Raw genomic sequence first — 26,223 nt, 5'->3', positions numbered from 1 at the left:
ATATGCGCGGAATCATCCTCGCCGGCGGGTCCGGCACGCGGCTGTGGCCGATCACCAAGGGCATCTCGAAGCAGCTCATGCCCATCTACGACAAGCCCATGATCTACTACCCCCTGTCGACGCTCATGATGGCCGACATCCGCGAGGTGCTGATCATCACCACGCCCGAATACAACGAGCAGTTCAAGGCGTTGTTGGGGGATGGCTCAGAGCTCGGCATGCGCATCGAATACGCCGTGCAGCCCTCGCCCGACGGTCTCGCCCAGGCATTCATCATCGGTGAAGAGTTCATCGGCGACGAGAGCGTCGCGCTCGTGCTCGGCGACAACATTTTCCACGGAACGGGCCTCGGCTCGTCGCTGCGTACGCACAGCGACATCGAGGGCGCCACCATCTTCGCGTACCACGTGGCCAACCCGAAGGCCTATGGCGTCGTCGAGTTCGACGAGAACTTCACGGCCGTGTCGATCGAGGAGAAGCCCACCGAGCCGAAGAGCAACTACGCGGTTCCCGGCCTCTACTTCTATGACAACAACGTGGTCGAGATCGCGAAGACCATCGAGCCCTCCGCGCGCGGCGAGCTCGAGATCTCGACCGTCAACGAGCGCTACCTCGACGCCGGCAACCTCAGCGTCAAGGTGCTCGACCGCGGCACCGCGTGGCTCGACACGGGCACATTCGAGTCGATGATGCAGGCCTCCGAATACGTGCGCGTGATCGAAGACCGCCAGGGCTTCAAGGTCGGCTGCATCGAGGAGATCGCCTGGCGTGCAGGCTGGATCGACGACGAGCAGCTCGCCAAGCTCGCCGCGCCCCTCGTCAAGAGCGGCTACGGCACCTACCTGCAGGGCCTCCTGAGCGCCTAGCCGTCCGGAGCTGCATCAGGTTCAACACGAAGAGCGCGTCCCCGAGGGGGCGCGCTCTTCGTTGTGGTGAGGCCAGGTTGCCGCGGGCGGGCGGGCGCTCTACGGCAGGTAGGGGTCGCGCTCGGGCACGCCCCAGCGGTCGTGGACGAGGGCGTATTCGGCATCCGTGATGGTGTTCACGCGCGTGCGGGACTCGTAGTGGAAGAGGACGACGTCGCGCAGCCACAGGAGGCGGAGGCCCAGCAGGTCGTGCACCTTCTTGCTCAGGTCGACGTCGTTGTAGTTGATGGCGAATTCTTCGGAGAAACCGCCGACCTGCTCGACGGTCTCGCGTCGCATGGCGATACACGCACCCGTCAGTCCGGACGCCTCGCGGTTGACGAACAGTGCGCTGAACTCGCCGGGGTAGATCTCGGGCGTGCCGAGGTAGGCGTGCGTGAATTGGCCGTTGCCGTAGCGGTGTCCGCCGTGCTGCAGCGTGCGATCTTCGAACAGCAGGCGCGCACCCGTCATGCCGATGTCGCTCTCCCGCAGGGGCGCGATGAGGTTCTCGATGACACCCTCGCTGATGGCCTCGACGTCGTCGTTCAAGAAGATGACGACATCGCCGCGGGATGCCAGGAACCCGGCGTTGCACTTGCGGCTGAAGTTGAAGGGCTCGTCGTAGCGCACGAGGGTGAGTCGGTCACCGGCGATCTCGGCCAACTCGTCGAGCACGGCATCCGGTGTCTCGGGGTCGTAGACGATGACGATCTCGACGTCGGTGTGGGCGCTGGTGGCCAGCACGGAACGCACGGCGTCGACCACAAATACACGCTCGACACCGTTGATGGGGCCGGCCGAACCGCGCGTGGGGATGATGACGCTCACGCTCGTGGTCAGATCGGGGTCGCGCACCACGCGGTAATGACTGGGCGCTGGACCGCGCTCGGCGCGACCCAGGATGCCCACGCGCTTGACGTGATCGTCGACGGCCTTGACGCCCGAATCCCAGGCGTACGGCTTTGCGTCGATGTCGGTGGCCGCCGAACCGGGGATGGCGCGCCAGTGGTAGAGGACCTCGGGGATGTGCACGATGCGCCGGGCCTTTTCGGTGACGCGCAGGGCGAGGTCGTGGTCTTGCGAGCCGTCGTAGCCGTCGCGGAACGCGCCGACCTCGTCGACGATGGAGCGGCGGAGCACCGACAGGTGACCGGTGTACATGTGGCCGCGCAGGCGCTCGGGCGACCACTCGGGCTTCAGGAACGTGTCGTAGTGGGTGCCGTCTTCACCGACCTTGTCTTCGTCGGTGTAGATGTAGTCGGCGTCGGGCTGCAGGTCGATCGCCTCGGACACCTTCTGCAGCGCCTCGGGGTGCAGCAGGTCGTCGTTGTCGACGAGCGCCACGAAGTCGCCCGTTGCGGCCGCGAGCCCCACGTTCGAGGCGCCCACGATGCCCTTGTTCTCGGGCAACTGCACCACGCGGATGCGGCTGTCTTCGGCCTCACGCTGGCGCAGGTAGGGCACGATCGAGGCATCGGGGGAGGCGTCGTCGGCGAGCACGAGCTCCCAGTTGCCGAAGCTCTGCGCGACGACCGAGTCGATCATCTCGCCGAGCACGTCGAGCGGCGGGTTGTAGACGGGCGTGACGACAGAGAATTTGGGGGCCATGCTCAACGCACCTTCGAGACGATGATCCGCACCAGGCTGCGGGCTTTGCGGGGGACGATTTTCGCGCGCAGGGCGGTCGACATGATGGCGTTTCCGACCTTCCACGACTTGGATGCCTTGAGCGCGGCGTTCTGGGCTTCGCTGCGGGCCAGCGCGCGTCGCGTCTCGGCGAGCGTCGCCTCGATGCCGAGTGCGCGGTCGGCGGCGACCAGGCGATCGTGTTCGGGCGAGGACAGCAGGGTGGCGGCGTCGAGCGGCTTTCGGGTCACGGGGTCATCCTATCGGCCGGCTCGTCGGCGGCACCGGGGCGGGCCTGGAGCACGGGGTCGGTGAGCGGGGTGGTGCGCAGCAGGTGCTCGGAGAAGACGGTCTTGAGTTCGAAGATGGCGTGGTGCTGATCGACGTCGCGAAGCACGAACTCGATGGGCGTCTCGACTTTGACGAGGCGCCAGCCGTTCCAGGCGGCGAAGGTCGACATCCACATGTCCTCGAGGAACAGGTAGCGGCGGGGGAGTGCGCGGAAGAAGACATCCGAGCGCACCAGGGTGCTGTCGCAGACGGCCCCGCCTGTGCCCACATAGGTGGCGGCGTCGCCCTGCGAGAGGGCCGCGCGCTGATAGTAGGTCTCGACATAGCTGAACGCCCACCAGCCCGCGATGGTGCGCGGGGCATAGGCCGCGAGCAAGTCGTCGAGAAAAGCGGGGGTGATGTCCTCGTCGTCGTCGAGCATGACGAACGGCCCGTCGTAACCCGTGTCGACCACGCGGCGCATGGCGAGGAAACGACCGACGCCGCCCACATTGACGGGGGCGTTGAAGAGTTCGATGCTGTCGATCGAGCCGAGGTCGAGCCCCTGCACCTCGCGGCGGTAGTGGTCACCGTTTGCCGCGAGATTGTTCCACAGGATGAGCCGGATGCGTCGATCGCCGTGTTGCTCGCCGAGCTGCTTCACGATCTCCGCGATGCGTTGCGGTCGCTTCCACAGGCACATGACGACGGGCAGGGCGTCGTTCGACGGGGTGCCGCGCAGGCGTTCGAATCCGAGGGGACGTTCGAGGTGGCGGCGGTAGGCGTTCCAGCGCCGCGATTCGGTGTAGCCCTCGCGGGCTCCGCGGGCGGCCCGCAGGCCGGCGCGCGCGACGGGTCCGAGCCCGAGGCGTTGGGCGGTGCGGCCGACGCTGTTGCGCAACGCCATCACGCGGCTCCGGCCGAGTGGGACGAACCGGATGAACGCGACGAACGCGTGTTCCACCGCAGGCGCACCCACAGCCCGAGGCGCAGCAGTCCGCGCAGCGGCGCCTGGTACCAGCGCGGGTAGCGACGGGACAGGTAGAGATAGGCGCTCGAGTGGTGGGCCGTCAGCATGCGGACCGGGTTCTGCGAGGTGCTGCGGGCGCCGCGGTGCACGACGGTCGCGGCGGGCACGTAGCGGTTCTCGAAACCCGCCTCGCGCAGTCGGCGGCCGAGGTCGACATCCTCGAAGTACATGAAGAAGCTCTCGTCGAAGCCGCCGACGCGCTCGAAGGCCGCGCGCCGGATGAGCACGCACGCGCCCGATAGCCAGCCGACGGATGCCTCGAGGCCCGTGTCGATGCGCTCGTTGTGGTAGCGCTGCGTCCACGGGTTCGACGGCCAGATGCGCGAGAAGAGGGCGTGGCCGGCGCCCGAGGACAGCGACGGCAGTTCGCGCGCGGAGGGGTAGATCTCGCCCTCCTCGGTGAGGATGCGCGGCCCGGCGGCCCCGGCCTCTGGGTGACGATCGAGGATGTCGACGAGCGCGTCGATGCTGCCGGGCTCCAGCACGACATCCGGGTTCGAGATGAGGAGGAATTCGACATCCGGCGAGACGATGCGCGCGCCGGCGTTGATGCCGCCGCCGTAACCCCGGTTGTCGTCGAGCAGCAGGAACGATGCCCCACGGTCGTCGACGGTGGCCCGGGTGTCGTCGTGCTGGGGCGAGGCGTTGTCGACGACGACGACATCGACGGGCCCGGTCGACGCGCGCTCCACGGATTCGAGGAACGGGCCGATCTGGTCGCCGGAGTTGTACGTCACCGTGACGACGGCGACTCGAGGGGAGCTCATCGGATCAGGAGATCTCCGCCATCTCGGGGCGGGCGTGCAGAATGCCGACGGCCAGCTCGTAGTCGGGCGCGTCGAACGACGTGGCCTGCGGGAAGTCGTGCAGGTGTCGGCCGGCCATGTCCATGAGCGAGGCGTTGATGAAGTACTTGCCCGTGCCCAGGTTGACGTCGTGCAGCGTGAGCTCCACCGTCTTCTGCCCGATCAGGCGCGGGAGCGGCGTGCCGAGGCGCTTCGAGGTGGTGCCATAGACGACCTGACCCATCTCGTTGTCGATCTGCACGGCGGCGACCCACTCGTCGAGGCCGTCCTTGTGCTCGAAGTCGACCTGGATCTTGAGGTCGCCACCGGGGGCGATGGGCTCGCCGACGGTTCCGCCGGCGGGGAAGGCGCGCACGGCGAGCACGCGTCCGTCGTCGCGGCGTTGCACGGCGACGGGCTGTTCCTTCTTCTCGTCGAGGCGGCGGCCCTCGAGGATGTCGCGGAAGTCGGCGACGGCCTCACGCGGGTTGCCGTCGAGCACGATCTTGCCCTTGTTCAGCAGCACGGCGCGGTCGCACAGCTCGACGACCTGACCGAGCGAGTGGGTGACGAGGATGATGGTGCGGCCCTCGGCCTGGAACGAGCGGATCTTGTCGAGGCATTTGCGCTGGAAAGCCTCGTCGCCGACCGCGAGCACCTCGTCGACCAGCAGCAGGTCGGGGTCGGTGTGCACGGCCACCGAGAAGGCGAGCCGCACGTACATGCCCGAGGAATAGAACTTGACCTGCGTGTCGATGAAGTCGCCGATGCCCGAGAACGTGAGGATGTCGTCGAACTTCGCCTCGGTCTCTTCGCGGCTGAGGCCCAGGATGGATGCGTTCAGGAACACGTTCTCGCGCCCCGTGAGGTCGGGGTGGAACCCGGCACCGAGCTCGAGCAGCGCGGCGACGCGGCCGCGGCGGGCCACCGTTCCGCGAGTGGGGTCGAGGATGCCGCCGATGACCTTCAGCAGCGTGCTCTTGCCCGAACCGTTGTGGCCGATGAGGCCGACGGTCGTGCCGGCCTGGACCTTCAGGTCGATGCCGTCGAGGGCCCAGAAGTCCTCTTTGTGGCGGCGTCCGGCGCGGCCGAACGTGACGATGCGCTCCTTGAGCGAGTTGTCCTTGCGAATGGTGAAGCGCTTGGCGACGCCCTCGATCTCGACGATCGTCGGGCGGCCGGGGATCAGACCTTTTTCGGTGTCCGTTGCGGTAGTCATAGGGGAGTCGACCTACAGTTCCTGTGCGAAGTTGCCCTGCAGACGGGCGAAGACCCGCTGCGAGAAGAAGAGGACGATCAGGCCGACGCCGATCGCGATCAGCATGCGCAGCATGAGCTCGGGCGGGGCCGACATCGGGTTGTCGTGGCCGGCTGTCCAGAAGACGCGCTGGAATCCCAGCACGGCCAGGGTGATCGGGTTGTTGGTGTAGACCTCGAGCAGCCAGGCATGGTTGGCCGTGATGTTCTTGACCATCTCCCACGAGTAGACGATGGGGGAGGCCCACATGCCGAGCATCAGGACGACCTCGACGAGGTACTGCACGTCACGCAGGTAGACGTTCACGGCCGAGAGCAGGATGGCGAAGGCCGTGCCCCACACGAGCAGCAATAAGAGCGCGGGGATGAAGTAGATGGCCTCGGCCGAGAAGGGCGGCGACCCGAGGGCGAACGTGGCCGCGAGCAGGATGACGAGCTGGATCAGGAAGTTGAATCCGGCAGAGCCGACGCTCGCGAGCGGGAAGACTTCGCGTGGCAGATAGATCTTCTTGATCAGGCCGGCGTTCATGATGATGGACGACGTTCCGCCGCCCACGATCTCGCTGAACAGGCCGTAGGCCGTCAGGCCCGTGTAGACGTAGATGGCGAACTCGGGGATGCCGCGCTCGGCGCCGAGGATCTTGCCCATGACGAAGTAGAAGATGGCCAGCTGCGTGAGGGGGCGCACGAGCGTCCACACGAATCCGAGGCTGGAGTCCTTGTAACGCGACTTGATGTCGCGCCGCACGAGCAGACCGAGCATCTGTCGGTGCGCCAGAACGCCTTTCAGCGCCGACCAGCTGGAGCCCACCTTGCCGCCGGACGAACCGACGGGGATGAGGGGTTGTTCGGCGAGCGTCTGGAATCGTTCCTGAGCTGTCATACCTGTTTGTTCCGTTCCGCTTCGGGCAGGGAAAAGCCCGTCGCACACTACGACTCAGGTAGCGTACCCCACCTGTTGCTGAGCGGCCCCCGAGTTCGACCGGCCGGTCCGGCTAGCGGCGGCGCAGATTCTTGAGCGTGCCCGGGAGCTTCTTGGCTTCGCGCTGCGCCTCGCGTGCGCGGGCCCCGGCCCAGTCGGCGGCCTTGACGATCTTGCGGTCGTGGAACGCTTGCACCTGGGCCTCGAGCGACCGGATGTGTTCGTCGGCGGCCTTCTTCTCGCGTTCGAGCCTGGCGCTCAGCTCGGCTTCGATCTCGGCGGCCTCGGCGCGCAGGGCGTCGGCGTCGGAGGCGGCGCGGGCGAGGTCATCCTCGAGTTCGGCGATGCGTGCTGCCTCGGCGATGAGCGCGCGGCCGGTCGCCTGGCCGAGCGCCGTGACGTCGTCGGAGAAGAACACGTCGGGCTGTCCGGTCAGGTGCTGGTCCGAAACCGTGCGGTCGAGCGTGAAGCGCCCGTCGGCGAGCCCGGCCTCGAACTCGTCGGCACTCGGATGCCGGACCAGATAGTAGGAGAGTAACGTGCCGCCGAGCAGCCGCCGATAGTCGCGCATGCCGTGGTGGTTGGGGCTCGGGGTGAGCCCGGACACCTCATAGGCCGAGCCGGCGTTCCGCACCTTGTGCTCGTACTGCTTCCACGAGCGCCACGGCAGGTGCAGCACCTCGATCATGTAGGCGGGGTCGGGTTCGCCGTGGCTGGCGAGCGACACGTAGTGGTTGCCCTGGGCCACGTTCACCTCGGGATCGCCGATATGCGCGGCGTCGTGCGTCGAATGCGCGAGCAGGCCCACGCGGTTGAGTTCGTCGACGGGGCGGCTGTCGCGATAGATGAGGCGGTCGAGCCCCGACCCCTCGGCAGCGGGCGCGCCGATCATGTCGATGACGGGCACGGTGAAGGAGTGCAGATCGGTGGGGATGTTCTCGAACGCCTCTTTCAGCGTGAGCGAGCGGTTGTTCGGCACCCAGAACTCGTCGGCGTCGGCGTTGAGCACCCAATCCGCGTCGTGCAGCGTCTTGGCATCGCGCGCCATCTGCGTGACCATCTCGGCCTGTCGCTTGTCGTGCACGGGGTGGTGTCGCAGGTCGACCGTTCCGGCGGCGGCATAGCGCTCGAGGATCTCGGTGGTGCCGTCGACCGAACCGTTGTCGGTCGCGATGATGATGTCGACACCCTGTTGCAGGTGATGTTCGATCATCGCTTCGATGATGTCCGCTTCGTCGCGCACCATCAGGGTCATGGCTAATCTCATGGGTTCAGTTCCTCGTCGGGGGCCGCATTTCGCGGGCTTGCCGGGTTCGGGGGCACCGGCCGTGCCTCTATTATTGGCGGATACCGAAGGCCGGGCGTCGTGCCGCGCGGAACACGATCGTCGAAGTTTCTCAGAATGCTCTGGAAGACTCGGGGGATTGTGCCGTGCATCGACGTGCGGCGCCGCCAGCCAGCACAACGGACACCTCAGTCAACGGGAGAACATCCACACCATGGTTCAGACGACATCGGGCACCGTATCGGTCATCCTGGTCAATTTCCGGGGCACGCCCGACACGCTCGAGGCCATCCGGCACCTGAATGCGCTCGACTGGCCGGCCGACAAGCTCGAGATCGTGGTCGTCGAAAACGGCTCGGGCGATGACAGCGCCGAGGTGCTGGCGCGCGAGGCCCCGCAGGTGAAGCTCGTCGTCTCGAACGAGAACCTCGGCTTCGCGGGCGGTTGCAACCTGGGTGTGAGCCACAGCACGGGCGAGTTCGTCGCCTTCCTCAACAACGACGCGAAACCGGATGCCGGGTGGGTGCGCGCCGCGGTCGACCGCTTCGCCACGTCGCCCCGTGTCGGTGCCGTCGCCAGCCAGGTGCTCGACTGGGACGGCGAACGCGTCGACTTCATCGGCTCGGCCATGACCTGGTTCGGCATGGGCTACAAACCGCTCACGGGCCAGCCGCTGCCCAAGAAGCAGAACGATGTGCCCGAGAACGTGCTGTTCGGCACCGGCTCGGCCATGTTCGTGCGCCGCTCGGTCTTCGACCGCCTGGGCGGTTTCGACGAGCGCTACTTCATGTTCTTCGAGGACGTCGACCTCGGCTGGCGCCTCAACCTGCTGGGCTACCGCTTCGCCTACGAGCCCGCCTCGCTGGCCTACCACAAGCACCACGCGTCGATGGCGTCCTTCGGTGAATACAAGGAGACCTACCTCCTCGAGCGCAACGCGCTCTACACCCTCTACAAGAACCTCGGCCAGGAGGCGCTCAACAACACGCTGAGCGCGACCCTCGCGCTCGCCGTGCGTCGGGCGGTCGCCCGCAGCGGCCACGACTCCACCGAGTTCGACCTGCGCAAGGTCGGCGGCGACCGCGACGAGAACATCGAGATGCCGCGCGATTCGATCGCCACACTCTACGGTCTCGACCAGTTCGTCGAGCACCTCGGCGACCTCACCGAGACGCGCACGCACGTGCAAGAGACCCGCGTCGTGTCCGACCAGGTCATCTGGCGCCTGTTCGGCGAGACCGACGCACCCTCGTTCGGCGGCGACCACTTCCTGCGCGGCTACAGCACCATCGTCGAGACGTTCGATGTGCTCGACGCGCCCGACTCCACGCGCGTGCTGATCATCACGGGCGACCCGATCGGTCCCAAGATGGCGGGCCCCGCCATCCGTGCCTGGCACATGGCCGAGGCCCTGTCGGCCGACAACGACGTGCGCCTCGTGACCCTGTCGGGCATCACACCCGTCGGTGCGCCCTTCGACATCGTGCACGTGGCCCCGGGCAACGAGAAAGACATGAAGAAGCTCGAAGAGTGGGCGGATGTCATCGTCTTCCAGGGCTTGGCCATGACCATGTTCCGCGCCATCCGCGATTCGACGAAAATCATCGTCGCCGACATCTACGACCCCATGCACCTCGAGCAGCTCGAGCAGGCCCGCGAGCTGGGTGACGCGCAGTGGACCATGCAGGTCGAGAGTGCCACCAACGTGCTCAACCAGCAGCTCGAACGCGGCGACTTCTTCCTGTGCGCCTCGGAGCGTCAGCGTCACTTCTACTTGGGCCAGCTCGCCGCCCTCGGCCGCATCAACCCGCTGAACTACAAAGACGACCCCGATCTCACAGGACTCATCAGCGTGGTGCCCTTCGGCCTCGAGGCCACGCCTCCCACGCACGAGTACGACGTGCTGAAGGGTGTCGTCGCGGGCATCGAGAAGAAGGACAAGGTGCTGCTCTGGTCGGGCGGCCTCTATAACTGGTTCGACCCCAAGACGCTCATCCGCGCCGTCGCCCAGCTGAGCGAGACGCACGACAACATCCGCCTGTTCTTCCAGGGCACCAAGCATCCGCACCCCGGTGTGCCCGAGATGGCCATCGTGGGGGAGTGCCGCCGCCTCGCGACCGAGCTCGGCGTGCTCAACCGCTCGGTGTTCTTCAACGACTCGTGGGTCGACTACACGGCTCGCCAGAACTTCCTCACCGAAGCCGACGCGGGCGTCTCGACGCACTACTCGCACGTCGAGACCACGTTCTCGTTCCGCACGCGCATCCTCGATTACCTGTGGGCCGAGCTGCCCATGGTCGTCACCGAGGGTGACCACTTCGCCGACCTGGTGCAGGCCGAGGGCCTCGGCATCGCGGTTCCGGCCGAAGACGTCGACGCGTTGACCGCGGCGCTCGACAAGGTGCTCTTCGACGACGCGTTCCACGCCGAGTCGACCGAGAACATCCGCCGCGTGCGCGAGTCCTATAAGTGGCAGCGTGTGCTCGAGCCGCTGACCTCCTTCGTAGCCGAGGCGCGGCATGCCAACGACCTGGTGGCCTCGGGCCTGATCGGGGCGGGAGCATCCGAAGCCCGTGCGCGCGTGCGTCGCCAGCCGACGCCCTTCGGACCGCTGCGCGACGTGCAGCTGGTCTGGTTCTACGTGAAGCAGGGCGGCCCGCGCATGCTGCTCAGCAAGGTCAAGGGGCGCCTGCTCAAGCGGCGTTAAAACTAAAGTTCTACTCAGGCTTGAAGGTCGGGTTATCATTCACATGGATAGACCGTGACCTCGAAGGGCCAGAGCCTTGCAACTCCGCAGAATTTTCACAGCAGTGCTGGCTCTTGTCGCGCTCGTCGCCGGCATCGCGTTGACGGCTCCGGCCGCCCCCGCCGAGGCCGCGAACAACGCCGACTTCCGCGCCGACAACATCATTTCGGACAGCGTGTTCTTCAACAGCAACACGATGTCGGCCGGTGACATCCAGAACTTCCTGGCCGACAAGGGCCGCAACTGCGTGGCCGGAAGCGCCCCGTGCATCAAGGACTTCCGCGCGGATTCGCCCAGCCGCCCCGCGCAGGGTGCCGGACACTGCGGCGCCTACCCGGGCGGCAGCAACGAGCTCGCCTCGACCATCATCTACAAGGCCGCGAAGGCCTGCGGCATCAACCCGCAGGTGCTCCTCGTGACGCTCGAGAAGGAACAGAGCCTCATCACGGGCTCGCGCCCCTCGTCCACCCGCTTCGCCATCGCCATGGGCTTCGACTGCCCCGACACGCGTGCCTGCGGCTCCAGCTCGATGGGCTTCGAATACCAGATGTACAAGGCGGCCTGGCAGTTCCGTCAGTACACGCTCACCCCCAACTACTTCCGCTACAAGCCCGGCAACATCGCCGTGCAGTTCAACCCGAACGCGGCGTGCGGCTCGACCATCGTCAACATCAAGAACCAGGCGACGGCCAACCTCTACAACTACACGCCCTACCAGCCCAACGCGGCGGCGCTCCGAGCGGGCGCCGGCGTCGGCGACAGCTGCTCGGCCTACGGAAACCGCAACTTCTTCCGCTTCTTCACCGACTGGTTCGGCAAGACGACGACGGCCAACAACCCCGTCGGCGGCTTCTCGCTGCAGGCCGAAAAGGGCGGGTTCCACGTCGAGGGCTGGGCTCTCGACCCCGATGACAAGACGAAGTCGTTGCGCATCGACGTGTACGCGAACGGCGTCGGCGCCGGCTCGTTCACGGCGAACGCCTGGCGCCCCGACATCCCCGTGAGCTACCCGGGGGCCAGCAACAACCTGGGTATGGATGCTTCGCTCGACAACGAGGGCGGCGCGCAGAACATCTGCGTCTACGCCATCAACATCGGCTCGGGCGACAACACCCTGCTCGGCTGCAAGGACCTCACCATCGAGACGGCCTCCCCGCACGGCGGCACCTCGCTCGACGTGCAGCCCGGCGGCGTGCGCCTCACCGGATGGACGCTCGACACCGACACCAAAGCGGCCCTGGCCGTGCACGTCTACATCGACGGCAAGGGCCAGCAGATCCTGGCCAACACGTCCCGCCCCGACGTGGGTCGCGTGTTCCCGGGCTTCGGCGACAACCACGGCATCGACGCATCCTTCGCGCTCAGCCCCGGCAAGCACAACCTATGCGCCTATGGCATCAATGTGGGCCGGGGCACCAACAAGACCCTCGGATGCTACGACTTCACGATCGACAACCCGAACCCGTTCGGCGGCATGGACGTGACCGCGATGCCCGGCGGCGCACAGCTGCGCGGCTGGACGATCGACCCCAACACGACCGCGCCCATCCAGGTACACGTGTACACGGACGGCAAGGCTCAGGCCGTCACCACGGCCAACGCCAACCGCACCGACGTGGGCCGCGTCTACCCCAAGTTCGGCGCCAACCACGGTATCGACACTTTCCTCCCCATGTCGGCCGGCACGCACCAGGTGTGTGCATACGGAATCAACGTCAACTACGGCGTGAACACGCTGCTGGGTTGCTCCACGGTGACCGTGCAGTCGGGCTCGCCGTTCGGCGGAACCGACATCACCCCCGTCGCGGGCGGCGCCCAGCTGCGCGGGTGGGCGATCGACCCCGACACCGCCAACCCGATCCAGGTCCACGTCTACGTCGATGGTGCCGCGCGCGCCATCACGGCCAACGCATCCCGCCCGGATGTCGGACGCGCCTACCCGATGTACGGTTCGAACCACGGCATCGACACGACGCTCAAGCTGTCGAAGGGCACGCACCAGGTGTGTTCCTACGGCATCAACGTCGGGCCCGGCGGGAACAACCTGCTCGCCTGCCACACGGTGAACGTCACGTCGTAGTGCGGCGCGCGTCCAGGGGGCGTGAGGATCGATCGGTAAGCTCCTACGAGGGTGCGTGACGCTCGACCCGAACGACCGCTTCTTCGAGCGGCAGACAGCCGAAGGAACCATGACGAACCGAACAATCGACTCTGCCCGCGCCCGCTTCGCCGCGGCCCGAGACCGTTTCGACCGCGCCGTGCAACCGACGGCCGACGCCCTGCCCAACCGCCGGGTCTTGTGGTCCTTCCCGGCGCTGATCGCCGTGTTCTTCGTCATCATGGTCGCGACCGGCATCTCGGGCACTTCGTCGGGCACCTACTGGGCGACCTTCGGCGACGGGCAGAAGGACCCGGCGCTGATCTCGGGCGAACCGCGCGGCATCCGCAGTGACGAGTGGCTCGTGCAGTCGAGCTGGATCGTCTCGCAGGAGGAGCAGGGCTTCCCCGTCGAGAACCAGACGCTCCCGGGCGGCATGGACCTCACGGTGCAGAACGACGCGCCCACGTGGGATTGGTCGACGGCCTTCCGCCCGCACATCGCCGGTTTCCTCGCGCTGCCGCTCGATCAGGGCATGGCCGTGCGCTGGTGGTTGCCCGGTCTCGCGGTCATCGTCGCCACCTACCTCTTTTCGGTCACCATGATGCCCCGACGGCCGGTCACCTCGGTGCTGCTCGCGGTGGGCCTCTTCTTCACCCCCATCCTGCAGTGGTGGTTCGTGCCGACGACCTTGTGGCCCGTGGCGCTCGCGTTCACCGCAATGGCCGCGATCATCTGGATCTTCCGGCACCCGCGCCTGGGGGTGCGCATCGCGTGGGCTGCCGTGACGGGTTATCTGGCCGTCACGACCGCCATGTCCATCTACGCCCCGTTCATCGTTCCCGCGGCCCTCGTCGTGCTGTTCTTCTTCATCGGCGCGTGGATCAGCGAGGCGCGTCGCCAGCAGCTCTCGTTCCGGGCATCCCTCGTGCGCATCAGCCCGCTCCTCGCCGCGGCCGTCGGAGCCGGTGTCGTCATGGTGCTGTGGATTCTCACGCGCCTCGACACCATCAAGGCGCTCTTCGGCACGGTCTACCCGGGCCAGCGGCTCGAGGGTACGGGGTTGCTGTCGGCCAAGGGGCTCGTGTCCCTCTTCGCCGGCCCCTTCAACGAGGCCCTCACGAACTCGGCGTTCAGGCAGGACCAGTCGAACTATCTCGGGGCCAACCAGTCCGAGGCTGCCGGCGTCGTGCTGTACGCGTTCTTCTTCCTCATCCCGCTCGCCTGGATCGTCGTGGCCGACTGGCGGGCGTCCCGCCGCCTCAACTGGATCGCGCTGGCCGTCATCGGCTGCACCGTTTTCGTCACGGCCTATCTGCTCATTCCCGGGTGGGATGCGATCGCGCACCTGCTCTTCGTCGATCGCACGACGGTGGCGCGCATCCGTCTGGCCTACGCCATCCTCGGCATCGTGTCGATCGTCGTGCTGCTGAAGCGACTCGACAAGCGCGACATCCGCCTGCCGGGGAGTGTCGTCTGGTCCACCGTGGCGCTCACGGCCGGCAGCATCCTCTTCACGGCCGTGGTGCTGACCGTGGTCGACCCGCTCGTTCCGAACCTCGCGGCGCATTGGCGCATCACCGCCGTGCTCATCGTGCTGGGCGTCTTCTTCATCCTGAAGCGTTGGGCGGTGGCCGGCGCGGCCGTCATCCTCGTGGCCGCGCTGTTCATCGGCTCGGGCGTCAACCCGCTCTACCGCGGCGTCTTCGACCTGAACGACACCGAGATCGGTGAGGCCGTCGACCGCGTCAACGCCGAAGACCCGGGCACCTGGGTGGGCATCGGTTCGTATGTGCCGACGGCCGTGCTGGTCGAGTCGGGCGTGCGCGCGATGAACGGCGTGCAGACCTACCCGCCGACCGAGATGTGGGACCAGATCGACCCCGACGACCGTTACGAAGAGATCTGGAACCGGCTGGCCAACGTGAACTGGGTTCCCGGCGAAGGCGAGCCCGTGCCCACCAACCCGGTGCGCGACCAGATCCACGTGTCGTTCGACGCCTGCAGCGACTTCGCCGAGGAGCACGTCTCCTACGTATTGTCAGAGGTTCCGATCGACGAGACGTGTGCAACGCCCGTCGAGACGGTCACAGAAGGCGGATCGACTCTCACGATCTACGAGGTACAGCCCGGAAAATAGGGCGGATGCTCGCTCGCCGATGCCCCTGAGCCGGCGTCTGCCTCCGAGCCGGCCTAGGCTTCGGAGCCGGCCGGGCGGGTAAACGGGTCGTCCGAGCCGGGATCGGTCGACGGACCGGGCTGCGCGGGCCCATCGGCCTGCTTCGGGAAGACGAAGCGGCCATAGGTGACGTAGCGGAACGCCGTTGCGACGATCTGGCCGATGACCGTGCCGAAAATGTTGTCGGACACGGCGTCGTCGAGGTGCAGCACGTAACGCGAGAAGCCGAGGCACGCGAGCTGCAGGCCGCCCGCGATGAGGTTGATGACCACGAAGATCGCGATCTGCCGGGCCGAAACCCGTGTGGGCCGGTCGCGGTAGGTGAGGAACTTATTGCCCACATAGGTGGCGACGGATGCCGTGGCGATCGAGATGATCTTGGCGACGAGCGGCAGGTCGTGCAAAACGCCGTGCCCACCCCAGTAGACGAGCAGGTTGTAGAGGCCCGCGTCGACGAGGAAGGCCAACCCGCCGATGACGAGGAACGAGCTTCCTCTGGCGATCTCGATCAGAGCGCGGCTTCTCGCCATGGGTTTCTTCTCCTCGACACGTGGGACGACCGATGGTCGGCGGCCCTGCACGATTGTACGGGGCCGCCGCGCGGGTCGACTATGCCGGGCGGGAACGACGCGCTTGGTAGGCTGCATAGCGCACAGCACGACCTGGGGGATTGAGTAGCATGGCACTGAAGGCCGACGTATCAACGCGCATTGACGCGGTCGAGATGGACCCGTCTCCCCAACGTCGCGCGCGGTGGTACGGACAGGCTCACGGCATCTTCGCCGTCCTGGCGTCGCTCCTGATCGGGGCTTTCGTCTTCATCATCCCCGCGGGGTGGGGTCTCGACGAACAGTCCCACGTGAACCGCGCTTACCAGATCGGCCAGGGCAATCTACTGCCCGATGCGCTCGAGGGTGGCCTCACCTACGGCGGCACCGTGCCGCGCGCCCTGCAGGACTACCAGATGCTCGGGCACGCGTGGTCGAGCGGTGCCGAGACGCAGAGGCCCTACTACGAGCGTCGTGACTTCCGTGACCTGGACGCCTATCGCGATCTCGGGGGCGAACGGCTCGATCGCTCCGATCTCGTCAGCGTCGATTTCACGAATGCCGGCGCATCAAGCCCTCTGGCTTACACGCCCGCGGCGGCAGGTTTCGCCATCGCGAGCGCGCTCGATCTCTCGGCGGGGGCGGCCACCATCCTGTCCCGGTTGCTGAATGCCCTGTCCTACATCGCGGTCGTCTGGGCGGGCCTGTACGTGCTGCGTCGGCTGCGCGCACAGTGGGTGTTCCTGACTGTCGCGCTCGTGCCTACAGCGATCTTCTATGCGGGCTTCGTCACCGCCGACACCCTGACGAACGCGGTGTCGCTCACCTTCGTCGCCCTCTGCCTGCGAGCGTTCCTCGATCCGGCCTGGATGCTGCGGCCGGGGCCGCGTATCGGTTTGCTCGCCGCGGCGGTCGGGCTCGCTCTCGTCAAACCGACCGTCGTGCTGCTCGTGGTCCTCGTCCTCTTCCTTCCCGCCGGTGGTTTCGCCTCCGTGCGGCGTGCCTGGTTCTACCGAGTGGGTGTCGCGGGCCTCGCGGTGGCCATCACGGGGGCGTTCAGCCTTGTCGTGCGCCCGATCTCGTCGGCGATCCGCTTCCAGCGCCCCGACGTGGCCGATCAGATCGATCCCGTCGGGCAGGCCTTTGCCATGCTCGGCGATCCGCTCGGCGCGGTCGGCATGTTCTGGCGGTCGCTCGCCACCGAGGGAGCCTCGTGGTTGGGTAGCGCCGTCGGTTTCTTCGGGTACAACGCAGTACATGTGGGATTGCCCATCATCGCTCTGTTCGTCGCCGTTGTGACTGTCTTGGGGCTGAACTCCGAGCGCGTCGACCGTTTGCGCGGGATCGCGCTGCTCGCCGCGGGCATCCTGCTCGCCCTGGCCATCATCGGGGCCCTCTATCTCACCTTCACACCGATCGGATCGCCCGTCGCGGAAGGCGTCCAAGGGCGCTACTTCATCCCGGTCTTCCTTCCTCTCGTCCTCGGTGCCGCCGCACTCCTTCCCATCCGAGTGCGGATGAGCGACAGGACGGCGCTCGTGGTCAGCACGTTCGCCTCGGCCGGCAGCGGAATCGTGGCGATCGTGGTCTGGCAGAGCTATCTGCTGTGATCGGATCGATCTCGAGACAATCGCGAGGGGGCGTTCTAGTAAGCTCGTCCCCGGCGCAGCCGACCGAACCCGTGAGGGTCGCCGCCGTTACCACCTTTTTATGGAGTTGCCCCCGTGCCTAATTTCGACGGTTTGACCATCGCCTGCATCGTTCCCTGCCACAACGAAGAAGTTGCCGTTGGAACGGTCGTCGCCGACCTCAAGCGCGCGCTGCCGACGGCCGACATCTACGTCTACGACAACCGTTCCACCGACAACACGGTCGAGGTCGCCCGCGCGGCCGGCGCCATCGTGCGGCACGAGCACATCAAGGGCAAGGGCAACGTGGTGCGCCGCGCTTTCGCCGACATCGAAGCCGATATCTACCTCATGATCGACGGCGACGACACCTACGACGCCTCGGCCGCCCCGCGCATGATCGAGACTTTGCTCGAGGGCCCTTACGACCACGTGCTGGGTGTGCGCAAAGAGACGACCGCCACGTCCTACCGTCCCGGCCACTCCACGGGCAACAAGGCATTCAACAACCTCATCTCCGGTGTGTTCGGCGCTCGCGTCAACGACATGCTCTCGGGCTACCGCATCTTCTCGCGGCGCTTCGTCAAATCGTTCCCGGCCGTCTCGCGTGAGTTCGAGATCGAAACCGAGCTCACGGTGCACAGCGTCAGCCTGCGGGTGCCGCAGACCGAGGTCGAGGTGGGCTTCAAGGACCGGCCAGAGGGCAGCGAGTCCAAGCTCAGCACGTACCGCGACGGCTTCAAGATCTTGAACCTCATCGTGAGCCTCGTGCGTCACGAGCGCCCCGTGCTGTTCCACGGCCTCATCGCGGCGCTGCTCGCCATCATCTCGATCATCGTGGCGATTCCCGTGATCATCGACTTCTTCCAGACGGGGCTCGTGCCACGGCTGCCGACGGCGGTGGCGGCATCCTCGCTCTTCGTGATCGCGGCGCTCGTGTTGTTCCTCGGCTTCGTGCTCGACGGCATCACCAAGTCGCGGCACGAGAACGCGCGGTTGACCTACCTCGAGTTCCCGGCCGTCGGCCACAAGTCCCGCTAGATTCACTCATTCCCTTCGCCCCCGATTCGTTGACCCGCCGACTCCTGACGAGAACCGCTCCGTGACCCTCACCGTTTCCGTCGCGCTGTGCACCTATAACGGCGCACAGTTCATCGGCGAGCAGCTGTCGAGCATCCTGGCGCAGAGCCGGATGCCGGACGAGATCGTGGTGTCCGACGACGGTTCTCGTGACGAGACGCTCACGATCGTCGAGCGGATGTCGGCCACGTCGCCCGTTCCCGTGCGCGTGCTCTCGGGGCTCGAACCGCTCGGTGTGACGCGCAACTTCGAGCGCGCCATCCGGGCCACGGCGGGTGAGATCATCGTCTTGAGCGATCAGGACGACATCTGGAAGGCCGACCGCGTCGAGCGCTGCGTGCGCCTCTTCGAGCAGCAGGACGACGTCGACTTCGTGTTCGGGGACGCGCAGATGGTCGACGCAGACGGCGCCGACCTCGGCTACACGCTCTTCGAAGCCCTCGAGTTCCGGCCCGACGAGCGCCGCGACGTGCAATGCCCGTCGGCCTTCGACACGCTGCTGCGCCGCAACGTGGCCACGGGTGCGACCGCGGCGTTCCGCCGGCGGTTGGCCGACGCCGCCATGCCGTTCCCCGCCGACTGGGTACACGACGAATGGCTCGCCATCATCGCCTCCTTGACCGGCCGCCTGGCCGTGATCGACGAACCGCTCATCGACTACCGCCAGCACGGTGCCAACCAGATCGGCATGCGCAAGCCCGGGTTCGGGCAGAAGGTGTCCCGCGTGCTCGAACCGCGGGGCGACCGCAACCGCGCGCTCGTGCGCCGGACGGAGGCGCTCGTCGAGCGCATGCTCGAAGCCGACTTCCCGGCCGAACACGAACATCTCGAGGCGGCCGAGGGCAAGCTGCGTATCGAGCGCGTGCGCGCGGGCCTGCCGAAGAACCGCCTGCTCAGGCTGCCCACCGTGCTGCGCGAGGCGAAGACGGGCGACTACGAGCGCTACACGAGCCAGGGGCGTGCCGAGGTCTTGCGCGACCTTCTCCAGCCCGCGTAGGTCCGGCTCAGCCCACCCTGGCTGACAGTGCACGACTCGACGGATTCCGCTGGGGCGGGGCGTCCGCTGGGGTGGGCACTGAGCGCCGAGCCTCGGCCGAGCGGCCCTACTCGAGCGGCGGCTGCGGCACGAGCGCCTCTTTCGAGCGCAGGCGTCGGCGCCAGCTCTGACCCTGGGACGCATTCGCTGCACACACCACGAGCAGCAGCCAGCCGGCATCCAGCAGGGCGAAGCTCTCGGCGGCCGACGTGGCGATGACGACGACGAGCACGAGCGCCGGCCAGGTGTAGGTGACGACGCGGCGGTTGGACGCCAGCAGCCAGGAGCGCACGAACGCGAGCCCGACGAGCGCGACGAAGGCCAGCAGCCCCACGAGACCCACCTGCAGATACACGTCGAGGAACGCGTTGAGGCCCGTCGAGTGCCCCTGCGAGAGCGCGAAGTCGATATTGGCGAACGGCGGGATGCCGGTGCGCCAGAAACCTGCCCACCCCCAGCCCTCGAGAGGATGCACGGGAATGAGCTGCCACATCTGGATCCACAGCGAGTAGCGATACTCGAACTCGCTGCCGACGTTCAGCAGGTTGATGACGCGCGCGCGCGCGAGATAGGTGGCGACGGCCCCGACGACGGTCAGGCCGAGGAGCGCCCACTGCAGCCGCAGCCGCACATCGGGTTTGGCCTTGCGCAGCCCGTAGAGGGCCAGTGTGGCGAACAGCAGCACCGTGACGACCAACCAGGTCACGGGGGAGCCGCTGAAGAGCAGGGCCGCCCCGCCGAGGATGGCCGAGAAGATGAAAAGGCCTCGCGTGATGGAGCGCGTGCGCCACTCGATCACGAACGTGACGATCGCGATGAGGGCCACGAAACCGAGCATGTTGCGCGTGCCGAAGATGCCCTGGATGGGTCCGCCCAACGCGAGCGCGCCGTCGACCCCGAGGAAACGGAACGGCACGTCGAGAATGAGACCCGAGAGGATCTCGACGCCGAAGGAGAGCACGAGCAAGAACCGCAGCACCGTGCCGACCGAGCGCACGATCTGGATCAGGTCGCGCGTCAGGACGATCGTGATTCCGAGGAACGCGAAAGCGGCCTGGTAGAGCACGCTCGACGCCGTGACCCACTGGTACTCGGTCCAGAACGCCGAGAGCCCACACCATCCGATGAAGATCAGAATGGAGATGGGCAGCAGGCCGTGCCACTCGATGGCGTCGCGCCGGGCGATGAGAATGCCGATGCCGAGCACCACGAGCACCACGAGGGCGCCGATGAGCCCGGGCCAGCCAATGATCGAACGGATGGCGGGCGTGGCAAACGCCAGGCCGAAGGTGATCAGGCTGAAGGCGGCCGCGGCGTGGGGGCTCTGAAAAGCCTCGGGCACCTCGCGTACGGCCCGCGGCCCGCGACGATCACTCACGCCGGTTCGACCTCGTAGCGCACGGGGTCGGCGGCTGCGGCATCCGAGTCGATCACGGGGTGCTGCTTCGATTTGAGGGCGAAGAGCGTGAGCAGCACCCATCCGGATTCGATGAGGATGCGGCTCTCGGCGAAGCTCTGCACGATGAGCACCGTGATGATGAGCAGGGGCAGCAGGCTGAGCGCCGTGTAGGGCCGGTCGTCGCGCAGGTCGAAGCGCGGCCGGTCGACGGCGAGGAACCACACGCGCCAGAGCGTGGCGAACACGACGGCCGCGAAGACGATGACGCCCAGGATGCCGAGCTGCAGCCAGACGTCGAGCCACGCGTTGTGGGCCTGCAACTGCACCACGCCGTGCCGCACCACGAGCGAGTCGAACGGTTTGACCCACGGCACCCACGGGCTCGAGAAGCCGAGACCGAAGACCGGGGTCTGCGCCGCGAGCGACTGCACCGTGTCCCAGATCTCGAGCCGGCCGGTGAGGTCGGAACTCTTGCCGAGCAGACCGAGCAGGGGGCGCGAGAACACCGTGGCGCCGAGCACGAGGCCCGCGCCCACGACGACCACGCCGAGGCTGAGGGCGCGCCGGGCGGCGGCCGACGCTGCATGCCGGAAGCCGAGGGCCGCGGCCAGGGCCACGGCGGCGATGGCGGCCGCGACGATCATGGTGCTCGACCGCGTGAGCAGGAACTCGAGCACAGCGAGGCCCAGCCAGAACCAGCCGCGGAAACCCCGCGCGGTCTTGCCGGCCAGCTGCAGCGAGAAGACGATGATGCCGATGAGGGCGATGACGCCCAGCAGGTTGGCGTTGCCCACGATGCCCTGGATGCGATCGCCCGTGAAGAGTTCGTTGCGCGACCAATACGACAGCGCCGGATGCTTGCCCTCGGTGCCGATCAGGGTGACGGGCAGCAGCGGATGCCGCAACACCACGCTCACGAGCAACTCGAACAGGATCGACAGCCCGAGCACCCACTTGACCGCGGCGCCCAGCGCCCGCAAGACCTCTGGCCAGCTCAGCATGGTCGCGACGAACAGCCCGGCGAACGTGCACACGACGACGCCCAGCAGTGTGAAGGCGCTGGCGCCGGGATAGGCCGACCAGGCCAGTGACGCGAACGCCAGCAGCAGATAGGCGATGAGCGATTTGGGGAGGCGCGTCGAATCGATGCGCGGGCGTTCTTTCACGAACAGGACGACGAGCCACCCCGTGACGGCCACGGCGATGATGGAGAAGCCCCACATGGTGAAGGCGTTGCGCAGGGCGTCGCCGGCGAAAGCGACGAAGAGCGCGGACGCGGCGGCGGCCCGAACCTGGAGTCGCCAGGTGCTCTCCGACGCTGGCGGGAGAACGCGCGTGCGGGTCATGTGTTCTACGGTAGCGCGTCGAAGCCGTGAGGAGACGGGGGAGGGCATGGGAATCCGCCGCCCCTCCACCCGGGCGTCATGAACATCCGGTGATCACCGCGCGGCCGTCCGGTGATCAGACGAACGCGGCCTCACCCGTGATGGCCCGGCCGACGATGAGCGCGTTCATCTCGCGCGTGCCCTCATAGGAGTACAGCGCCTCGGCATCCGCGAAGAACCGGGCCACGTCGTAGTCGAGCACGATGCCGTTGCCCCCGAAGATCTCGCGCGCCCACGCGACCGTCTCGCGCATGCGGGCCGTGCAGTAGGCCTTGGCCAGAGCCGAATGTTCATCTCGCTGCGTGCCCGCATCGTGCATCTCGGAGACGCGCACGCACATGGCGAGCGACGCCGTGATGTTGCCGAGGCACTTCGAGAGCAGGTCTTGGATGAGCTGGTGCGCGGCGATGGGCTTGCCGAATTGGATGCGCTCCTTCGAGTAGCGCACGGCCGCCTCGTAGGCACCGATGGCTACGCCGACGCTCGACCAGGCCACCCCGGCGCGGGTCAGCCGCAACACGGCCGCCGTGTCGCGGAACGAGTTGGCGTTCTGCAGGCGCAGGCGCTCGGGCACGCGCACGTTCTCGAGCGTGATGTCGGCGTTCTGCACGGCGCGCAGGCTGATCTTGCCCGCGATCTTGGTGGCCGTGTAGCCGGGGGTGTCGGTCGGCACGATGAAGCCCAGCACCTTGCCCGTCTCGGAGTCTTTGGCCCAGATGATCGTGATGTCGCTGAAGGTGGCGTTGCCGATCCAGCGCTTCTGGCCGTTCAACAGCCAGTCGCCCGTGTCGGCGTCGCGCGTCGCGGTCGTGCGGAGGCCCTGCGCGCTGTCGCTGCCCGACAGCGGCTCCGTCAGGCCGAAGGCGCCGATGACCTCGCCCGATGCCAGTTTGGGCAGCCATTCGGCGCGCTGTTCCTCCGAGCCGCACACGCCGATCGAACCCATGGTCAGGCCGTCCTGCACACCCAGGAACGTGGCGACCGAGGCATCCACGCGCGAGAGCTCGAGGGCCAGCATGCCGCGGAACACGGCCGAGTTCGTGAACGGCGCGGTCTCGGGCCACGAGTAGCGGGCCGCATCGGTGGCGAAGAGCCCCGGCAGGATGTCGTGCGGGAATTCGGCCTTCTCCCACGCCTCGTTGACGACGGGTTTCACCTCGCGTTCGAGGTGCTCGCGCAGGCGGCCGAGCGCCTCCCGCTCATCGTCGGTGAGGGTGGACGCGAAATCGTAGAAATCGCTGGCGAGGGTGTCGAACGGCATGTCGTGCTCCAGTGCTCGAGAGGCGTGATCGGATGCCCGTCGAGGCGACAGCGCGTCGACGAGCGTCGGGCTCAGCCTAGGCACGCGAGAGCGCGGCGCCTCAATCGCTTGGGCGTTTGGACGAAACCGGGTGCGAGCCCGCCGGGGCGCTTTGTAGGGTGCCGCCAACAGGGGCGGGTCGGTTGACCGCGCGGGCCGTGCTCACCGCGCTCGGCCGCGCCCGTCCGGTCAGCCGGCCAGCTCCCGCATGCGCTCCTCGGCGCTCGGCAGGCTGCGCCCGAAGGTGCGCCGATAGTCGTTCGGCGTCGTGTGCAGTACCTTCACGAAGTGGTGGCGCATGACGGATGCCGAGCCGAAGCCCGACTCCTGCGCGACGCGCTCGAGCCCCTCGTCGCCGTGCTCGAGCAGCTGCTGGGCGCGCAGCAATCGCTGGCGGTTGAGCCACGCGGCCGGTGTCGCCCCGAGCTCGGCGCGGAACCGGCGCGCGAAGGTGCGCTCCGACATGTGGGCCTTCTGCGCGAGCAGCTCGACGGGCAACTCCTCGGCCAGATTCTCGAGCATCCAGTCGGTCACACCGGCCAACGAGTCGCTCGCCCGGGTCGGCACGGGGGAAGGGATGTACTGAGCCTGACCCCCGTCGCGGTGCGGCGGCACGACCATGCGACGCGCGATGACGTTGGCGGCGGCCTGGCCGTGTTCGCGGCGCACGAGGTGCAGGCAGGCGTCGATTCCGGCCGCGGTGCCGGCGCCCGTGATGACGCCGCGGTCCTCGATGTAGAGCACGTTGGGGTCGACATCCGTGAGTGGGAATTCGGCGGCCAGACGCGCGCTGTGCTGCCAGTGGGTGGTGCTGCGGCGGCCGTCGAGCAGCCCGGCCTCGGCCAGCACGAAAGCGCCCGTGCACACGCTCAGCACCCACGCGCCCCGCGCTTCGGCACGGCGCAGCAGGTCGAGGGATGCCTCATCGATCGAGTCGGTCACCGAGTGCATATTCGCAACCACGGCGATGAGGTCGGCATCCTCGGCGGCATCGAGCCCGTGCTCGACCGTGATGTCGAACCCGAGGCTCGTGCGAATGAGCCCCGGATGCGCGGTCACGATGGTGAAGTCGAAGGGGGGAGCGCCCTCGTCGGTGCGGTCGATGCCGAAGACCTCGCACACGACGCCGAACTCGAACGGGGCGACGCCGGGGGCCACGAGGAGGGCGACTTTTCTCAACATGGGCGGTCCGTTCGTCGAATGGCAGGAATGAGGCGAAGTGTGGCAACTCTGCCACTCGTGGCAGAAAAGCGCAAGGAGAAGCATTACTGCCATGACCTCTTTTCTCCTCCTCGGACTCGGTGTCCTTGCCATCACCGCCTCGGCGTACACGATCGTCGACCTCCTGCGCGACGGATACCGCCGCCGCGCCACCCTCGACGGGCCGAGCCCCGACCGTACGATCGACCGCACGCTGCAGCGGCCGTCGGAGCCGTCGTCGCAGCGCTCGCCGGAACGCGGCCCGGAAGCTGAGGCGGAGCATCGGCCGCACGCCGGTGTCGGCCGATCGCGGCTCGGCGCCCGCGATAAGGTAGCCAGGAAAACGTCGACGTCCTCCGCGGCGAAAGCGGCCGCGCGCCGCACCGCTCGGGCGTCGCATCACGCGATGGAGGGCGAATGACCTGGTTGGTCACCGGCGGTGCCGGATATATCGGAGCACATGTGGTTCGAGCATTCCAACGGGAGGGCATCGGGGTCGTTGTCCTCGACGACCTGTCGTCGGGCCATGAGCGCTTCGTGCCGGCCGATGTGCCGTTCGTGCGTGGCAGCATCCTCGACGGTGCCCTCGTGCTCGACACACTGAAGAAGCACGAGGTCACGGGCGTCGTGCACGTCGCGGGCTTCAAGTACGCGGGCGTCTCGGTGCAGCGCCCCCTGCACACCTATGAGCAGAACGTCACGGGCACGCAGGTCTTGCTCGCCGCCATGGACGAAGCGGATGTCTCGAGCATCGTCTTCTCGTCGAGCGCCGCCGTCTATGGCACGCCCGACACCGACCTCGTCACCGAGGACACCCCCAAGAACCCGCAGTCGCCCTATGGCGAGTCGAAGCTCATCGGCGAGTGGCTGCTGCGCGACCAGGGCGTCGCCCGCGGCCTCGCCCACACGAGCCTGCGCTACTTCAACGTCGTCGGCTCGGGCTACCCCGACGTCTACGACACGAGCCCCCACAACCTGTTCCCACTCGTGTTCGAGGCGCTCATCGAGGGCCGCACGCCGAAGATCAACGGCAACGACTACCCGACCGCCGATGGCACCTGCGAGCGTGACTACATCCATGTGGCCGATCTCGCGGCCTCGCACGTTGCCGCCGCGAAGCGCCTCGACGCCGGCCAGAGCATCGAACCCGTCTACAACCTGGGTTCGGGCGACGGCGCCTCGGTCGGTCAGATCATGTCGACGGTGGCCCAGGTGACGGGCATCGACTTCGAGCCCGAGATCACGCCGCGCCGCCCCGGCGACCCCGCCCGCATCGTGGCCTCCGGCGAGAAGGCTTCGCGCGACCTCGACTGGACCATGCGCCACACGCTGGCCGAGATGGTCGAATCGGCCTGGTCGGCGCGCAAGGCATCCGCCGCCGCCGAGTAACGAGTCGTGCTCGGATGTCTCGCGGGAGGCATCCGGGCCGCGACACGCCGAGAAACCCTCAACAACTCTCCATCCGAACTTGAGGGTTTACTATCCGCGACTTGACGGCAGGGTAATGACAACGGTGTAATTATGTCGAGGCACCGGTCGGT

21 protein-coding genes are annotated in these 26,223 nt (G+C 67.3%); 9 read left to right on the top strand and 12 right to left on the bottom strand.

Annotated features, from left to right (window positions below):
• Window positions 1-2: 2 nt before the first annotated feature.
• Entirely contained in the window at window positions 3-866 is an 864-nt protein-coding gene (gene rfbA / locus ACZ6IE_RS10160) for a glucose-1-phosphate thymidylyltransferase RfbA (RefSeq protein ID WP_077055285.1), read from the top strand.
• Window positions 867-965: 99 nt separating this feature from the next.
• Here the strand turns inward: rfbA and ACZ6IE_RS10155 are convergent, their stop codons facing one another.
• The 7 genes from ACZ6IE_RS10155 to ACZ6IE_RS10125 form a co-directional block, all read right to left on the bottom strand.
• The gene (locus ACZ6IE_RS10155; RefSeq protein ID WP_464607848.1) at window positions 966-2,516 is read right to left on the bottom strand and encodes a glycosyltransferase; all 1,551 of its coding nucleotides are present in this window, start codon (window positions 2,514-2,516) and stop codon (window positions 966-968) included.
• Between the two features lie 2 nt (window positions 2,517-2,518).
• Window positions 2,519-2,785, bottom strand: coding sequence for a hypothetical protein (locus ACZ6IE_RS10150; RefSeq protein ID WP_464607847.1), 267 nt, complete (start codon window positions 2,783-2,785; stop codon window positions 2,519-2,521).
• Window positions 2,782-3,768, bottom strand: a complete 987-nt coding sequence (locus ACZ6IE_RS10145) for a hypothetical protein (protein WP_464607846.1) — start codon at window positions 3,766-3,768, stop codon at window positions 2,782-2,784. Before ACZ6IE_RS10145 ends, ACZ6IE_RS10150 begins: the two co-directional genes overlap by 4 nt.
• On the bottom strand, window positions 3,711-4,601 hold the full coding sequence (locus tag ACZ6IE_RS10140) for a glycosyltransferase family 2 protein (protein WP_464607845.1): 891 nt from the start codon (window positions 4,599-4,601) through the stop codon (window positions 3,711-3,713). The genes ACZ6IE_RS10145 and ACZ6IE_RS10140 overlap by 58 nt, the downstream gene beginning before the upstream one ends.
• A gap of 4 nt (window positions 4,602-4,605) precedes the next feature.
• Window positions 4,606-5,838, bottom strand: a complete 1,233-nt coding sequence (locus tag ACZ6IE_RS10135) for an ABC transporter ATP-binding protein (protein ID WP_077055290.1) — start codon at window positions 5,836-5,838, stop codon at window positions 4,606-4,608.
• Window positions 5,839-5,850: 12 nt separating this feature from the next.
• The gene (locus ACZ6IE_RS10130) at window positions 5,851-6,759 is read right to left on the bottom strand and encodes an ABC transporter permease (RefSeq protein WP_464607844.1); all 909 of its coding nucleotides are present in this window, start codon (window positions 6,757-6,759) and stop codon (window positions 5,851-5,853) included.
• A 112-nt stretch (window positions 6,760-6,871) separates the two neighbouring features.
• Entirely contained in the window at window positions 6,872-8,065 is a 1,194-nt protein-coding gene (locus ACZ6IE_RS10125) for a glycosyltransferase family 2 protein (protein ID WP_464607843.1), read from the bottom strand.
• A gap of 232 nt (window positions 8,066-8,297) precedes the next feature.
• On the opposite strand from ACZ6IE_RS10125, the gene ACZ6IE_RS10120 reads away from it, so the two are divergent.
• The 3 genes from ACZ6IE_RS10120 to ACZ6IE_RS10110 all read left to right on the top strand — a co-directional run bounded on the left by ACZ6IE_RS10120 (window position 8,298) and on the right by ACZ6IE_RS10110 (window position 15,067).
• Window positions 8,298-10,790 carry a glycosyltransferase gene (locus ACZ6IE_RS10120; RefSeq protein WP_464607842.1) on the top strand — a complete coding sequence of 831 codons (2,493 nt, stop codon included), beginning with the start codon at window positions 8,298-8,300 and terminating at the stop codon, window positions 10,788-10,790.
• Between the two features lie 103 nt (window positions 10,791-10,893).
• Window positions 10,894-12,909, top strand: a complete 2,016-nt coding sequence (locus tag ACZ6IE_RS10115) for a hypothetical protein (RefSeq protein ID WP_464607841.1) — start codon at window positions 10,894-10,896, stop codon at window positions 12,907-12,909.
• 109 nt (window positions 12,910-13,018) lie between these two features.
• Window positions 13,019-15,067 (top strand): DUF7657 domain-containing protein, encoded by a 2,049-nt coding sequence (locus ACZ6IE_RS10110; protein ID WP_464607840.1) that lies wholly within the window; start codon window positions 13,019-13,021, stop codon window positions 15,065-15,067.
• Between the two features lie 53 nt (window positions 15,068-15,120).
• Here the strand turns inward: ACZ6IE_RS10110 and ACZ6IE_RS10105 are convergent, their stop codons facing one another.
• Entirely contained in the window at window positions 15,121-15,636 is a 516-nt protein-coding gene (locus tag ACZ6IE_RS10105; protein ID WP_464607839.1) for a GtrA family protein, read from the bottom strand.
• A 149-nt stretch (window positions 15,637-15,785) separates the two neighbouring features.
• On the opposite strand from ACZ6IE_RS10105, the gene ACZ6IE_RS10100 reads away from it, so the two are divergent.
• The 3 genes from ACZ6IE_RS10100 to ACZ6IE_RS10090 all read left to right on the top strand — a co-directional run bounded on the left by ACZ6IE_RS10100 (window position 15,786) and on the right by ACZ6IE_RS10090 (window position 19,359).
• Window positions 15,786-17,264, top strand: coding sequence for a DUF2142 domain-containing protein (locus ACZ6IE_RS10100; protein ID WP_464607838.1), 1,479 nt, complete (start codon window positions 15,786-15,788; stop codon window positions 17,262-17,264).
• Between the two features lie 114 nt (window positions 17,265-17,378).
• On the top strand, window positions 17,379-18,323 hold the full coding sequence (locus ACZ6IE_RS10095) for a glycosyltransferase (protein WP_464607837.1): 945 nt from the start codon (window positions 17,379-17,381) through the stop codon (window positions 18,321-18,323).
• Between the two features lie 61 nt (window positions 18,324-18,384).
• Window positions 18,385-19,359: a glycosyltransferase family 2 protein gene (locus ACZ6IE_RS10090; protein ID WP_464607836.1), complete on the top strand. Its 975-nt coding sequence runs from the start codon at window positions 18,385-18,387 to the stop codon at window positions 19,357-19,359.
• Between the two features lie 106 nt (window positions 19,360-19,465).
• Here the strand turns inward: ACZ6IE_RS10090 and ACZ6IE_RS10085 are convergent, their stop codons facing one another.
• The 4 genes from ACZ6IE_RS10085 to ACZ6IE_RS10070 all read right to left on the bottom strand — a co-directional run bounded on the left by ACZ6IE_RS10085 (window position 19,466) and on the right by ACZ6IE_RS10070 (window position 24,664).
• Window positions 19,466-20,776: an O-antigen ligase family protein gene (locus ACZ6IE_RS10085; protein ID WP_464607835.1), complete on the bottom strand. Its 1,311-nt coding sequence runs from the start codon at window positions 20,774-20,776 to the stop codon at window positions 19,466-19,468.
• A complete protein-coding gene (locus ACZ6IE_RS10080; RefSeq protein ID WP_464607834.1) occupies window positions 20,773-22,143 on the bottom strand; it encodes an O-antigen ligase family protein in 1,371 nt (456 codons plus the stop codon). Before ACZ6IE_RS10080 ends, ACZ6IE_RS10085 begins: the two co-directional genes overlap by 4 nt.
• 115 nt (window positions 22,144-22,258) lie before the next feature.
• Entirely contained in the window at window positions 22,259-23,443 is a 1,185-nt protein-coding gene (locus tag ACZ6IE_RS10075; RefSeq protein ID WP_464608624.1) for an acyl-CoA dehydrogenase family protein, read from the bottom strand.
• Between the two features lie 228 nt (window positions 23,444-23,671).
• Window positions 23,672-24,664: a GlxA family transcriptional regulator gene (locus ACZ6IE_RS10070; protein WP_464607833.1), complete on the bottom strand. Its 993-nt coding sequence runs from the start codon at window positions 24,662-24,664 to the stop codon at window positions 23,672-23,674.
• Window positions 24,665-24,755: 91 nt separating this feature from the next.
• On the opposite strand from ACZ6IE_RS10070, the gene ACZ6IE_RS10065 reads away from it, so the two are divergent.
• Together ACZ6IE_RS10065 and galE are read left to right on the top strand one after the other, a co-directional pair.
• The gene (locus tag ACZ6IE_RS10065; protein WP_464607832.1) at window positions 24,756-25,103 is read left to right on the top strand and encodes a hypothetical protein; all 348 of its coding nucleotides are present in this window, start codon (window positions 24,756-24,758) and stop codon (window positions 25,101-25,103) included.
• A complete protein-coding gene (galE, locus tag ACZ6IE_RS10060; RefSeq protein WP_464607831.1) occupies window positions 25,100-26,071 on the top strand; it encodes a UDP-glucose 4-epimerase GalE in 972 nt (323 codons plus the stop codon). The genes ACZ6IE_RS10065 and galE overlap by 4 nt, the downstream gene beginning before the upstream one ends.
• Window positions 26,072-26,223: the final 152 nt, after the last annotated feature.

This window comes from Okibacterium sp. AC114, assembly GCF_979253355.1.
Note: the sequence above shows the minus strand (reverse complement) of the source record. Positions and strands in the feature narration are given on the sequence as shown.